This window comes from Ruegeria lacuscaerulensis (assembly GCF_013034685.1).
In the GTDB taxonomy this organism is placed as follows: Bacteria; Pseudomonadota; Alphaproteobacteria; order Rhodobacterales; family Rhodobacteraceae; genus Ruegeria; species Ruegeria lacuscaerulensis_B.
Genome location: NZ_WQGO01000004.1, coordinates 80,673 through 94,082 on the forward strand (window position 1 = coordinate 80,673; position 13,410 = coordinate 94,082).

Consider the following 13,410-nt stretch of genomic DNA (forward strand, 5'->3'; position numbering starts at 1 on the left):
CCGATGCCCGTGAACGTCCTGTTTTCCGCGCGCCCTGAATTGTGGCCCGTGTATGAACCCCTCTTGTCAGACGGCTTGACCAATGCGGGGGTGGATGCGGCAATCGGAACGCAGATGGACCCGGATCAGGTCGATTACGTGGTCTATGCGCCAAACGGTGGGCTATTGGACTTCACGCCGTATTCGCGGCTGAAGGCCGTGCTCAGCCTGTGGGCCGGGGTCGAAAGCATCGCAGATAACGCGACCCTAACCGTTCCCCTCGCTAGAATGGTGGATTTCGGCCTGACGCAAGGCATGACCGAATGGGTGGTCGGCCACGTGCTGCGATACCATCTTGGAATGGACCGCCATATCACTGTTCAGGACGGCACATGGACACCCGAGGCCCCACCGCTGGCCCCTGAACGCACCGTCTGCATACTGGGCCTTGGCATGTTGGGCGAGGCATCCGCGCGGGCACTTGCTGTATTGGGTTTCAACGTCACGGGCTGGAGTCGGTCGCCCAAGGACATCCCCGGTGTCACCTGCCTGCACGGCGAAGACGGGCTACGCGCGGCGCTGACCACAGCTGAAATCGTCGTTCTGCTGCTGCCCGACACACCGGCGACCGAGAACCTGTTGAACGCGGAAACACTCGCCCTGCTGCCTAAGGGCGCATGTCTGATCAATCCGGGCCGAGGCCCTCTCATCGACGACAGCGCCCTGCTGGATGCGCTGAACGCCGGACAAATCGGCCACGCCACGCTGGACGTGTTCCGGGTTGAACCCTTGCCAATCGACCACCCTTATTGGGCGCATCCGAACGTGACGGTCACGCCGCATATCGCCTCGGAAACGCGGCCAGCGACAGCCGCGCAGGTGATCGTTGAAAACATTCGACGCGGTGAGGCGGGTGAACCCTACATGCACCTCGTCGACCGCGCTTTAGGCTACTAGCCCGCGCCCTTTCAGCAAAGCCTCAACCCCCGGCAACCGGCCCCGGAAGGCCAGATACAGGTCTTCGGCCTCGCGCGAGCCACCGGTGGACAGGATGTTTTCCTCCAGCGCCTTGGCGCGGGCGGGGTCAAATGCGCCTCCAGCCTCTTCAAAGGCGGCGAAGGCGTCGGCGTCCATGACTTCGGACCACATATAGCTGTAATAGCCCGAGCTATAGCCGTCGCCGGCAAACACATGCGCGAAATGCGGGGTGGCGTGACGCATTCCAATGGCCGGGGGCATTCCCAGACCCTCCAGCACCTTTGCCTGTTTCGCCATCGGATCGGCGGGGGCCTCGCCATCGTGGAATTCCAGATCGACCAGCGCCGAGGCGACATATTCGACCGTCTGAAACCCCTGATCGAAATTGGCGGCCTTCAGCACCTTGTCCAGCATGTCTTGCGGCATCGGCGCGCCGGTTTCGGCATGGGTGGCAAACTCGGCCAGAACTTCGGGCACTTCCAACCAGTGTTCGTAAAGCTGGCTGGGCAGTTCTACGAAATCGCGCGCGACAGACGTACCCGATATGCTTTCATAAGTCACATCCGACAGCATCTGATGCAGCGCATGGCCGAATTCATGAAATAGCGTCCGGGCGTCATCATAAGACAGCAGCGCCGGATCGCCCTTTGCAAAATTGCAGACATTGATCACGACCGGAGCCTGCACTTTTGGAAACTTGGCCTGCGACCGCATCGCGCTGCACCACGCGCCGGATCGCTTGGAGCCCCGCGCGAAGTAATCCCCGATGAACACCGCGATATGCTGACCATTGCGCGTGACCTCCCAAGCGCGGCAATCGGGGTGGTAGAGCGGCACGTCCAGCGGCCCGAACTCCAACCCGAACAAGCGGTTGGCACAGGCAAAGGCGGCCTCGATCATCCGGTCCAGCTGCAGGTAGGGTTTCAGCGCCGCCTCATCCAGATCATGCTCGGCCTTGCGGCGTTTCTCGGCGTAGTAGCGCCAATCCCACGCGGCCAGTGGGCCATTGACCCCATCCGCCTGCATCATCTGCGTCAGAATCTCGGCGTCCGCATCGGCGCGGGCCTTGGCGGGTTCCCAGACCTGCATCAGCAGGTCACGCACCTTGTCCGGCGTGCGGGCCATCTCGGTTTCCAGCTTGTAGGCCGCGAAATTGTCATAGCCCAGAAGCTTGGCGCGCTCTTGGCGAAGGCTGAGGATTTCGGCGGCATTTTCGCGGTTATCCGTCTTGCCCCCATTCGCGCCACGCGCAGTCCAGGCCTTATAGGCCACCTCGCGCAGATCGCGGCGGGGCGAGAATTGCAGGAATGGGACGATGATCGAGCGGGACAGGGTGACAACGGGACCATCTACACCCTTTTCCTGCCCGGCAGCCCGGGCCGCATCCACGACGAAATCTGGTAGACCTTCCAGATCATCCTCGGACAGGTCCATGAACCACTCACGCTCATCCGCCAGCAGGTTCTGGGTAAAGGATGTACCCAGCGAGGCCAGCCGCGCCTTGATTTCCTGCATCCGCGCGTCTGCATCCCCGGTCAGGGCCGCGCCCGCGCGCACGAAGCCCCGATGGGTCAGCATCAGAACCCGCGCCTGTTCGTCGGTCAGGTTCAGATCATCCTTTCGGTCCCACAGTTCGGCCACCCGCTGAAACAGCGCTTTGTTCGAGGAAATGCCCGAGAAATGCGCCGCCAGTTTGGGTGAAAAGTCCCGCTGCAACTCTTCACGTGCCGGGTTGCTGTCGGCCCCGGCCACGGTGAAAAAGACGGACAGGACCTTGTCCAATTGCTCACCCGCAGCCTCAAGCGCCTCAACCGTATTGGCAAAGCTGGGCGCGTCGGGGTTGTCCGCGATGGCGGCGATCTGCGCGTTATGCGCCTGCAAGGCCGCATCCAGCGCGGGCGCGAAATCGGTGTCGGCAATCGTGTCGAAGGGCGCGATTTCAAACGGTGTGGTCCAGTCGGACAGGATCGGGTTGGTCATGAAACTCTCCTTTGAGCACAACCTAGGAACACAAGGGGGCATGATCCAGTGCGCGCGCTCACTTACCGCAAATCGGACAATCGGCGCGGCGCGACAGGGTGATCTTGCGGCTTTCCCCATAAAGCGCGTCATAGATCAGCATCTCACCGCGCAGAGCCTGCCCAGCCCCGGTGATCACCTTTATCGCCTCCACCGCCATCATCGAGCCCACAACGCCGGGCAGAGGGCCAATCACGCCAGCCTCGGCGCAGGAAGGCGCCAGCCCTGGGGCCGGAGCCTCTGGGAATATACACTGATAGCAAGGGGCATCATGGGCGGGATCAAAGACGCTCAGCTGCCCTTCCCATTGCGACAGAGCACCCGAGATCAGCGGCTTGCCCAGCGCAACCGCCGTGCGGTTGGCCAGATAGCGAGTGTCGAAATTGTCAGTGCCATCGAGGATCAGATCGAAATCGGCAAACAAATCCTGCGCGATCTCATCAGTCAGACGGCGGTGGTAAGGCAGCACGATCACATTAGGGTTTTGCGCCTGCATGGCCTGCTGCGCCGAGAAAACCTTGGGCATCCCGATATCCGCGTCGCGGTGTATGACCTGACGTTGCAGATTGGCATTTTCGACCTCGTCATCGTCGATAACACCGATGGTCCCAACCCCGGCGGCAGCCAGATATTGCAGCGCTGGCGCGCCCAGCCCCCCGGCACCGATAACCAGCACACGGGCCTGTTTCATCTTTTTCTGACCCGGCCCACCCAGTTCCCGCAACACGATATGGCGGGCATAACGTTCCAGCTCGGTTTCAGAGAATTGGTCGGATGGCATGGCGGACTCCTTCGTGGCGGGCGTCGCGCGGTTGCGTAACGCTTTCAGCACCCTTCCATAAACCAGAACCAGAACCGCGAAACCAGCCAGGATCAGCCACATCGCCGCAGAGCCGCCAGTCGCCTGACGTAAGGGGTGCCCGTCCGGTAGAACCAGCTGCGCCGTGATCACGCCCAACAGCAACACCCCGACGGATGTCATCCGCGCGGTGCGCGACACGCCAGCCAGATAGCCAACGCCCCACAGCCCGGCAGCCAGAATGAAAACCAACAGCATCAGCCGCGCCCGGTCGAGCCGAACCCACCCGCGCCGCGTTCGGTGTCGCTGAGCGTATCGGTAGACACAAACGTGGCCTGAACGACCGGAGCCACGACAAGCTGCGCAATGCGTTCGCCGTGGGTGATCTCGAACACCTCCTGCCCGGCATTCAGCACGATCACACCCAGCGGGCCGCGATAATCGCTGTCGATCGTACCCGGCGTGTTGGGTAGCGTGATCCCATGTTTCAACGCCAGCCCGGACCTTGGACGCACCTGCACCTCATAGCCATTCGGGATTTCGATCCGCAGGCCGGTGGGAACCAAGGCGCGCTGTCCGGGGTCCAGCGTTATCGACGCTCCATCCGGTAGGTTGGCTCGAACATCCGCGCCCGCCGCACCAGTGGTTTCGTAGGACGGCAACGGTACTGAGGGGTCAGAGCCGTCCTCGCGGATCACGCGAATTGCAACCATCTTGTTTCCTTTCCCTCACGCGGTCAGCGCGTCGGCGATCTTGCGCGCCAACTGCTCGGCCACAGCGTCCTTGCTCATAAGTGGCCATTCTTCGGCCCCTGCGTCCGAAATCAACGTGACCGCATTCTCGGACCCGCCCATGATGCCGGTGGCGGGGCTGACATCATTGGCCACAATCCAGTCGCACCCCTTACGCGCGCGCTTCGCGGTGGCGTGTTCGATCACACTATCGGTCTCGGCGGCGAAGCCCACGACCAGCGCGGGGCGACCCGTTTCCAGATGCGAGACGCGTTTCAGAATGTCGGGGTTTTCCGCAAATTCCAGCGCGGGCAGGCCGTCGCGGGTTTTCTTCAGCTTCCGGTCCGAGGCGCTGGCCACCCGCCAATCCGCCACAGCCGCCGCAAACACGCCCGCATCCACGGGCAAGGCGGCGTCCACCGCATCCGACATCTGTTGCGCGGTCTCGACCGAAACCACCTGTACGCCTTGGGGCGGAGCCACATCCGCCGGGCCGGTGACAAACACCACCTCGGCCCCCAGCGCGGCGAGCGCCCTCGCCACCGCCGTTCCTTGCGCGCCCGAGGACCGGTTGGCGATATAGCGCACCGGATCGATGGGTTCATGGGTGGGGCCCGAAGTGACCAGAATACGCTTGCCCTGCAAGGGGCCGCCGCACAGATGCGCCTCGACCGCAGCAACGATTTCAAGCGGCTCGGACATACGACCGGGGCCGTATTCGCCACAGGCCATGTCGCCCTCGTTCGGGCCAACAAAGCGGACACCATCCGCCTGTAATTGCGCCAGATTGCGCTGCGTCGCTGGGTGATCCCACATCCGTACATTCATCGCAGGCGCGCAAAGAACCGGCGTGTCCGTCGCCATCAACAGGGTCGAGGCCATGTCGTTGGCCAGCCCGCTGGACATTTTGCCCATCAGATCGGCAGTGGCCGGGGCAACCACTACAAGATCGGCAGAGCGGGAGAGTTGGATATGGCCCATCTCGGCCTCATCGGTCAGATCGAAAAGATCGCGATAGACCTTCTCTCCGGCCAAGGCAGACACGGACAAAGGGGTCACGAATTCCTCAGCCGCGCGGGTCAGAACCGGGGTTACGGCCGCGCCGCGTTCGCGCAGGCGGCGGATGAGATCCAGCGATTTATAGGCTGCGATGCCTCCGCCGATGATCAGCAGAATTCGTTTCGATGCCAGCATGTTCAGCCCTTCCCGTCCCGGTCGGCCCTGACATTAGGCAAGCAGGCCAGACAGTTCCAGCGGTTAATTCTGCGTCTGGAATGCCAGACAGGGGTCTTCGCGTTCGACCGAAGGGCTGTCGATCACCGCGTCAAACTCGCCTGAGATCGCGCCATCCTCGGACTGCCCCAACACAAAGACTTTCAGGCCGGGGCGCAGCCGGGACGTGAATGTCGGAATCCCGCGATCCTTGCGGGCATGCCCATTACCAGTGATCACAGCAATCGGCCCGCCTGTTTCGTCATCGGCACGCAAGATCGAACGCGTCAGAACCGCGTCGCGCAAACGTTGGATGGCCACCATCTGAGGCAGCGCCTCTTGCGGGAGCGCATCGCAATGCGCCGCCAGTTGATCTGCCTCGCGTTCAGCCTGATCCGCAGCCGAAAGAGGCACGGTCAGCCCATAGCGCGCCGCATCCGCGCCCAGCGCCGTGGCAGCACCCCGTTCCATTGCAGCGCGCGCCGCCGCACGGGGAACCATCGCCCCATAGACCGGCGCATCGGTAGCCTGAAAGACCGGGTAATACATGCTGAGGGACGGCCACCCCATCTCGGCCCATTTCAGGATACGGTCCAATTCCTCGGGGTTGGTCGCAGCTTTCTGAGCCAGCCGTTGCGCGCCCTCTTCGGTGACCATTTCCCAGACCACGGCCGAGGGGTTGATGATCTCCAACGCCTCTTTTTGGACGATGTGATGCTGTGGGTTGTCGTGGATTTCACCCAAAATCACTACATCCGCCGCGCGCATTGCGTCGGCAACATCATCAGGAATCAGTCCATCGGCCCGGCCTACACCGGCTGTAACTACAAGCGCACACAGCAGAATCGCAAACTGTCTCATGCGATGAAGTGTTGCACCTCGCGCGATTGCGCTTCAAGGTTCTTGCGCATTTTGACGAAAGCGGCGGCTTCTAGCTGACGCACACGCTCTTTCGACAGACCCAATTCCTGACCCAGACTTTCCAATGTCCGCGCCGGTTCCCGCAATTTGCGTTCGCGCACGATGAACTGCTCACGATCGTTCAGGGATCGCATGGCAGTTACCAGCCATTCACGCAACTGCGCGGTGTCATGGCTGTTCTCGACGGTTTCGGCGGCCTGCTCGCGCTCATCCTCCAGCGCGTCAATCCACTCGCGCCCATCCTCATCTGCGGATTGCACTGCATTCAGCGAGAAATCCGACCCTGAAAGGCGCCCCTCCATCATCTCGACATCACGCAGAGGGACACCGATTTCAGTGGCGATCATCTGATGAAGCTGGTGCCTGTCCAATTCCATCCCTTCCGTCGCAGCTTCACGCTCTAGCCGAGCCTGCACGCGGCGCATGTTGAAAAACAGCGATTTCTGAGAGGACGTCGACCCAGTACGCACCATCGACCAGTTGCGCATCACATAGTCCTGAATGCTGGCTTTGATCCACCAGACCGCATAGGTCGAGAACCGCACACCCCGGTCCGGGTCGAATTTGTCGGCGGCTTTCATCAGGCCCAAACCGGCCTCTTGAATCAAGTCATTCATCGGCGCGCCATAGCGTTTGAACTTGGCCGCCATAGAGATCGCCAGCCGCATATATGCGGTGATCAACCGATGCAGCGCCTTTTCATCGCGGTGGTCACGCCACGCATAGGCCAATTTCAATTCGGTCTCCGCGTCCAGCAATTCGGCCTTCATTGCCTGCCGTGACATCGAAAAATCGTTTGCGTTATCCAGTGCCATGGAAACCTCCCCTTTTCGCAGGCGCACCCCGGCCTTGCCTTGCCGACCTATGGTCGATACGCAGAACGAAACCGGGTGGATCACATGGAAGGTAAGAATAGTGTATCCGGATTTAACCTTTGTGATAGGCGGAGCTGCCTCGGGCAAGTCTGCATTTGCAGAACAACTTACTGTTTCAACAGAAAAAAGCCGCATTTATCTGGCGACATCACAAGTGTTTGATGACGAGATGCACAAAAAGGTGAAGCGGCATGTCGCCCAGCGCGGCGATGGCTGGACCACCATTGAGGCCCCGCTGGACCTGCGCCCGTCGCTGGCCACGCTGGACAAAAGCCAAGTTTGCCTGATCGACTGCGCCAGCATGTGGCTGACCAATCACCTACTGGCTGACAACGATCTGGATCAGGCGCAGGCGGACCTTTTGGATGCTCTGGCCGGATGTCGGGCCCCGGTCATCGTCGTCTCGAACGAGGTGGGCCAGGGCATTGTCCCCGGCAACGCCCTTTCCCGCAGGTTCCGCGAGGCGCAGGGAAGGCTGAACATCGCGCTGGCGGCGCAGGCCGATCTGGTGGTGCAGGTCACGGTGGGGCTGCCCTTGGTTTTGAAAGGGCAGCTTCCATGACCCGGCTGCACCTTGTCCGCCATGGGCCGACCCATGCGAAAACCATGGTCGGCTGGTCCGACCTGCCCGCTGACCTCAGCGACACAGTGGCGCTCCAGCGCTTGCATGACCATCTGCCGTCTGATGCGGTTGTGATCTCGTCCGACCTGTCCCGCGCCGCCGATACGGCTTCGGCCATTCAGGGGACACGCACCCGCCTGCCCCACCACCCCGACCTGCGCGAGATCAATTTCGGCACGTGGGAGCTGCGTGGGTTCCGAGAGATTGAGGCCGAAGACCCCGACCTCGCCTTTGCCTATTGGGACAATCCCGGCGACGTGCGCCCCCCGGATGGCGAAAGCTGGAACGAAGTGCGCGCGCGGGTGGATGCCGTGATCGACCGGCTGATGACCGATCATACCGGGCGCGATCTGGTCGTTGTGGTGCATTTCGGCGTGATCCTGACGCAGGTACAGCGCGCGCTGGACGTGACCGCACAAGAGGCGTTCAGCCACAAGATCGACAACCTCTCGGTCACGGAACTGACCCATCACGGGGATCGCTGGTCGGTCGGTCGGATCAATCACCTCGCGTGATGCACCTGCGCACAAATCACTGATTTACCGACGCGATTGTCCGCGCCATCCTGCACCTATGACCTATGATCTGTTTATCGGGGACCGCCTGTTTTCCAGCTGGTCCATGCGCGGCTGGCTGATGCTAGAACGGTTCGGCCTGCCTTACAAAGCCCATATGATCGGCCTCTATTCCGGCACCATGGCCGAGGATATGAAGCCACTCGCCCCCGCCCGTTTGGTGCCCGCCTTACGCCTGCCCGACGGGACGGTGGTGGGCGAAAGCCTCGCCATGGCCGAAACGCTGGCCGAACGCCACCCCGAGGCCCCATTGTGGCCTGCAGATCCAGCCGCCCGCGCCACCGCGCGCTGGTTATGCGCCGAGATGGTGGCCGGGTTCACCGCCTTGCGCGGCGAATGCCCGATGCAGTTGCACCATTGCTGGACCGGGTTTGAACCCTCAGCAGATACCTTGCGCGACCTTGACCGGATCGAGACCCTTTGGGCCCATGCTCGCAGCGTGTCCGGGGCCACCACCGGTCCGCTGTTTGGCGCCTATTCCCTGGCGGATGTCTTCTATACGCCGGTGGCCGCGCGGATTATCGGCTATGGATTGCCGGTCTCGGACGCAACCCGAGCCTATTGCCTAGCTCTGCTGTCGGACCTGTCCGCACGCCAATGGCGCGCGATGGGATTGACTGTGTCCTATGACCCATTCCCCTACGCACTGGGATTGGCTACACAACCCTGGCCAGTCGGGTCGCTCCCAGCCCGCGCCGTGGATGCAGGCCCCTCGGTCAACGCCACCTGCCCCTATTCCGGCGACCCTGTGACAGATTTCCTTGAATTGGATGGCCGCATCTGGGGCTTCTGCAACCCGTTCTGCCGTGACAAAACCGCCGCAGACCCTGGCGCTTGGCCGAAATTCTCTGACATGGTCGCAGGCGTTAACGATTCCTAAACCGCCTGCGTGCCAGCAACGACCTGTTAACCCAAAAGGTCGTTCATGGTCGCCCGCTCTCATACCGTCGCTTTCCAAGGGGTCGAGGCCCGCCCGGTCGAGGTGCAATGCGCCGTCTCGCCGGGCCTGCCCGCCTTTTCCATCGTCGGCCTGCCCGACAAGGCCGTGTCCGAGGCCCGCGACCGGGTGCGCAGCGCGCTCAGTTCCATGGCCATCGCGCTGCCGTCCAAACGCATCACCATCAACCTTTCGCCCGCCGACCTGCCGAAAGAGGGCAGCCATTTCGACCTGCCCATCGCCGTCGCGCTGCTGTCTGCATTGGAAATAATCCCTCCCGATGCTGCCGAAGGCGCGGTTTCGCTGGGTGAGCTGTCATTGGACGGATCGCTCGTACCCGTCGTCGGCGCCCTGCCCGCCGCCATGACCGCCGCCGCCGAAGATCGCGCGCTGCTGTGCCCCAAAGCCTCCAGCGCCGAGGCGGCTTGGGTCGATGCTACACAGGTTATCGGGGCCACATCACTGGGCGATGTGGTGCGGCATTTCTCAGGTCAGGCCCCTTTATCCGCCGCCCAACCCGGCGAGGTCTGCCTTGCGCCCAGCGTCCGCGACCTGCGCGACGTGAAAGGGCAAGAGCGAGCCAAACGCGCGTTAGAGATCGCCGCTGCCGGGCGGCATCACCTGATCATGCTCGGCACACCGGGGTCGGGCAAATCGATGCTGGCCGCGCGTCTGCCGGGAATTCTGCCGCCTCTGACCCCATCCGAGGCACTGGAAACCTCTATGATCCAGTCGCTCTGCGGATTGCTTGACGAAGGCGGGATCAGCCGCACCCGCCCATTCCGAGAACCGCATCACACCGCCTCGATGGCTGCGATTGTCGGCGGTGGTCGAGGCGCGAAACCCGGTGAGATTTCCTTGGCTCATAACGGAGTTCTGTTCATGGACGAATTCCCTGAATTTCCACGCACCGTTCTGGAAACCCTGCGCCAACCGATTGAAACGGGCGAGGTCATGGTGGCCCGCGCCAATGCCCATGTGAAATACCCCTGCCGCTTCATGCTGGTGGCCGCCGCCAACCCCTGCAAATGCGGCTACCTGACCGACCCTGCCCGCGCCTGTTCCCGCGCGCCGGTCTGTGGCGAGGATTATCTGGGCCGCATCTCTGGCCCGCTGATGGATCGGTTCGACTTGCGGATCGAGGTGCCTCCGGTCGGGTTCACCGATTTGGACCTGCCGCCTTCTGGGTACAGCTCCGCCACCGTTGCCGCACGGGTCGAAGCCGCACGCGCCGTGCAGGCTCAGCGGTTCGAGGGCATGGAGCCCCGCCAGAACGCGGATATGGAGGGTAAGCTGCTGGAGGAAATCGCCGCCCCCGACGCCGAAGGCAAAGAGCTGTTGCTGAAAGCCGCCGAACGGTTCGGCCTGTCGGCGCGCGCCTATCACCGCATCCTGCGGGTCGCGCGCACCATTGCCGATCTTGAGGGCGCGCGGGATATCCGCCGCCCCCATGTGGCCGAGGCGCTGAGCTTTCGTATCAGCGCCCGGGCGGCGTCTTAAACCTTGGCTTCAATCGCCTGCCAGATTTTTTCAGCGATGTTGACACCGTCGAACCGTTCCAGCTCCTGAATGCCGGTGGGCGAGGTCACGTTGATCTCGGTCAGGTAATCTCCGATCACGTCGATGCCGACGAAAATCTGGCCTTTTTCCTTCAGCAAAGGACCAATGGCGGCGCAAATCTCCAAATCCCGGTCGGACAGGCCAATCTTTTCAGGGCGACCGCCCACATGCATGTTCGACCGCGTCTCGCCCTTGGCTGGCACGCGATTGATTGCGCCAACCGGCTCACCATCCACAAGGATCACACGTTTGTCGCCGTTGCTTACATCGGGCAGGAACTTCTGAACAATCAGCGGCTCGCGCGAGAAACCGGTGAACAACTCATGCAACGAAGTCAGGTTGCGGTCGTTGGCATCCAGCCGGAACACGCCCGCACCACCATTGCCATAAAGCGGCTTGAGGATGATATCGCCATGCTTTTCCTTGAAAGCTTTGATTGTCTGCAGATCGCGCGCAATCGTTGTCGGTGGCGTCAGATCGGGGAAATCCAGCACCAGCAGCTTTTCGGGGTAATTGCGCACCCAAAACGGATCATTGACCACCAGCGCCTTGCCCTTCAAACGGTCTAACAAATGCGTCGAGGTGATGTAGTGCATATCGAACGGTGGATCCTGCCGCAGCCAGACCACATCGAAATCGGCCAGATCAACCTCACGCTCAGGCCCCAGTTCAGCCGGGTTTCCTGCCACACGCTGCACCGTCATGTCATGGCCGCGTGCTTTTATGCACCCTTCCTGATACGCCAACTGATCCGGTCCGTAGAAAAACAGCGAATGCCCACGTGCCTGCGCCTCTTCGGCCAGTCGGAATGAGCTGTCTGCATTGATATCCACGGCCCCGATTGGGTCCATCTGAAAGGCGATTTTCATGGCGTGTCCCTCAGTTTCACGCCAGATACATGGCCCAGCGAGCCCGAGGGTTCAATGGGGGTCAGACTTGCCCAAAGGCGTTTTCAACGATTTTGACTGCGCCAGTTGCATCCACCAGCGCTGCGTCAAAGCGCACATTCGTCAGTTGTCCTGCGGGTTCATTTTCCAAAAACTGTGAAGCAGAGGCGCAGATCCGTTTCATCTGACGCTGGTTGATCCGTTCCGCAGCTCGGTCAAAACTGCTGCTTTTCTTAACTTCAATGAACACAAGGCAGTCACCATCCCGCGCGATCAGGTCAATCTCCCCTCCGGTCCCGCGCCAGCGGCGATGTGCGATGGAATAGCCGCGACGTTCATAGTCCGTAGCCACCTGCAATTCAGCGGATTGGCCTGCCTGATAAGAAACTGAACTTCGAACAACGCGTGCGGACATGTCATCTCTTTCCCAGCTTCAGAGCCTTTTGATAGATCGGGCGACGGGGCAGTTTGAACATTTCCGACACCAGATCTGCCGCATCCCGAACCGAATGGGTTTCCAAGGCTTCCTTCAAAGCCTGTTCTACGTCCAATTCATTAACAGTTTCCGAATGCCCGCGATCCACAAGCAGGACAATTTCGCCTTTTACAGTCTGTCCGCTTAAATCAGCCGCCAACTCGGCCAGAGTTCCGCGTTTCACTTCTTCGAATTTCTTGGTCAGCTCCCGGCATAGTGCCGCTTGTCTTGTGTCACCCAACACGGCTGCCAAGTCCGACAGGCAGGCCGCAACGCGTTTGGGCGATTCGTAAAAAACCAAAGTACCCGGCACATCGCGCAACGCTTCGATCCTGGACCGTCGCGCGTTCGACGTGTTGGGCAGGAAACCCGCAAAAAAGAACGCGTCCGTGGGCAGGCCAGCAAGCGTCAGCGCCATCAAAGCCGCCGAGGGGCCTGGCGCGCAGGTGACGGTGTGCCCCGCTTCGGCCGCCTGACGGCCAAGGTCATAGCCCGGATCGGCAATCAAAGGCATCCCGGCTTCGGACGCGTAGGCCACCGAGCTGCCATCCGCCAGAGCTTGCAGAATTTTCTGTCGCGCGCCAGCGCCGCTGTGATCGTGATAGGCCAGAATACGACGGCCTTCCAGCGGAACACCGTGTATCTCCATCAACCGGCGCAGGCTGCGGGTGTCTTCAGCCGCGATCACATCAGCCGAGGCCAACACGTCCAGCGCCCTGAGCGTAATGTCGCGCGCCGTGCCGATCGGAGTGGCAACAAAATACAGGCCCGCGCCCAATCTGACTTTTTGGTGATTCAAAGCTGGACCCTCACAGCGTGACGTTTATTATCGCGGCCTAA

Annotated in this window: 14 protein-coding genes; 5 read left to right on the plus strand and 9 right to left on the minus strand. The window is 61.5% G+C overall.

Features of this window, described 5'->3' with window-relative positions:
* Positions 1 to 3: 3 nt before the first annotated feature.
* On the plus strand, positions 4 to 936 hold the full coding sequence (locus GOV80_RS11460; RefSeq protein WP_170784824.1) for a 2-hydroxyacid dehydrogenase: 933 nt from the start codon (positions 4 to 6) through the stop codon (positions 934 to 936).
* Here the strand turns inward: GOV80_RS11460 and GOV80_RS11465 are convergent.
* From GOV80_RS11465 to GOV80_RS11490, 6 genes are all read right to left on the minus strand, one after another.
* Positions 925 to 2,937: a M3 family metallopeptidase gene (locus GOV80_RS11465; RefSeq protein ID WP_170784826.1), complete on the minus strand. Its 2,013-nt coding sequence runs from the start codon at positions 2,935 to 2,937 to the stop codon at positions 925 to 927. The genes GOV80_RS11460 and GOV80_RS11465 overlap by 12 nt on opposite strands.
* A gap of 58 nt (positions 2,938 to 2,995) precedes the next feature.
* The gene (locus GOV80_RS11470) at positions 2,996 to 4,033 is read right to left on the minus strand and encodes a HesA/MoeB/ThiF family protein (protein WP_170772454.1); all 1,038 of its coding nucleotides are present in this window, start codon (positions 4,031 to 4,033) and stop codon (positions 2,996 to 2,998) included.
* Positions 4,033 to 4,488, minus strand: coding sequence for a dUTP diphosphatase (gene dut / locus GOV80_RS11475; protein ID WP_170784828.1), 456 nt, complete (start codon positions 4,486 to 4,488; stop codon positions 4,033 to 4,035). Before dut ends, GOV80_RS11470 begins: the two co-directional genes overlap by 1 nt.
* A 15-nt stretch (positions 4,489 to 4,503) precedes the next feature.
* Positions 4,504 to 5,700, minus strand: coding sequence for a bifunctional phosphopantothenoylcysteine decarboxylase/phosphopantothenate--cysteine ligase CoaBC (gene coaBC / locus GOV80_RS11480; protein WP_170784830.1), 1,197 nt, complete (start codon positions 5,698 to 5,700; stop codon positions 4,504 to 4,506).
* Positions 5,701 to 5,763: 63 nt separating this feature from the next.
* On the minus strand, positions 5,764 to 6,579 hold the full coding sequence (locus GOV80_RS11485; RefSeq protein WP_170772460.1) for a ChaN family lipoprotein: 816 nt from the start codon (positions 6,577 to 6,579) through the stop codon (positions 5,764 to 5,766).
* Entirely contained in the window at positions 6,576 to 7,454 is an 879-nt protein-coding gene (locus GOV80_RS11490) for an RNA polymerase factor sigma-32 (protein WP_170772462.1), read from the minus strand. Before GOV80_RS11490 ends, GOV80_RS11485 begins: the two co-directional genes overlap by 4 nt.
* A 49-nt stretch (positions 7,455 to 7,503) precedes the next feature.
* Between GOV80_RS11490 and cobU the strand changes: the two genes are divergently transcribed.
* Genes cobU through GOV80_RS11510 form a run of 4 tightly spaced genes read left to right on the plus strand, consistent with a single transcriptional unit; the run spans position 7,504 to position 11,148 of the window.
* Positions 7,504 to 8,076 (plus strand): bifunctional adenosylcobinamide kinase/adenosylcobinamide-phosphate guanylyltransferase, encoded by a 573-nt coding sequence (gene cobU, locus GOV80_RS11495; RefSeq protein ID WP_214648008.1) that lies wholly within the window; start codon positions 7,504 to 7,506, stop codon positions 8,074 to 8,076.
* On the plus strand, positions 8,073 to 8,651 hold the full coding sequence (locus GOV80_RS11500) for a histidine phosphatase family protein (RefSeq protein WP_170784836.1): 579 nt from the start codon (positions 8,073 to 8,075) through the stop codon (positions 8,649 to 8,651). The genes cobU and GOV80_RS11500 overlap by 4 nt, the downstream gene beginning before the upstream one ends.
* Positions 8,652 to 8,709: 58 nt before the next feature.
* On the plus strand, positions 8,710 to 9,591 hold the full coding sequence (locus GOV80_RS11505; RefSeq protein WP_170784838.1) for a glutathione S-transferase: 882 nt from the start codon (positions 8,710 to 8,712) through the stop codon (positions 9,589 to 9,591).
* 45 nt (positions 9,592 to 9,636) lie between these two features.
* Positions 9,637 to 11,148, plus strand: coding sequence for a YifB family Mg chelatase-like AAA ATPase (locus tag GOV80_RS11510; protein ID WP_170784841.1), 1,512 nt, complete (start codon positions 9,637 to 9,639; stop codon positions 11,146 to 11,148).
* On the opposite strand, the gene gshB is transcribed toward GOV80_RS11510, so the two are convergent.
* The 3 genes from gshB to rsmI form a co-directional block, all read right to left on the minus strand.
* Positions 11,145 to 12,077, minus strand: coding sequence for a glutathione synthase (gene gshB / locus GOV80_RS11515; RefSeq protein ID WP_170784843.1), 933 nt, complete (start codon positions 12,075 to 12,077; stop codon positions 11,145 to 11,147). The two genes, GOV80_RS11510 and gshB, sit on opposite strands and share 4 nt — an antisense overlap.
* A 61-nt stretch (positions 12,078 to 12,138) precedes the next feature.
* Positions 12,139 to 12,510 carry a YraN family protein gene (locus tag GOV80_RS11520; RefSeq protein ID WP_170784845.1) on the minus strand — a complete coding sequence of 124 codons (372 nt, stop codon included), beginning with the start codon at positions 12,508 to 12,510 and terminating at the stop codon, positions 12,139 to 12,141.
* Position 12,511: 1 nt separating this feature from the next.
* Positions 12,512 to 13,369, minus strand: a complete 858-nt coding sequence (rsmI, locus tag GOV80_RS11525; RefSeq protein ID WP_170784847.1) for a 16S rRNA (cytidine(1402)-2'-O)-methyltransferase — start codon at positions 13,367 to 13,369, stop codon at positions 12,512 to 12,514.
* Positions 13,370 to 13,410: the final 41 nt, after the last annotated feature.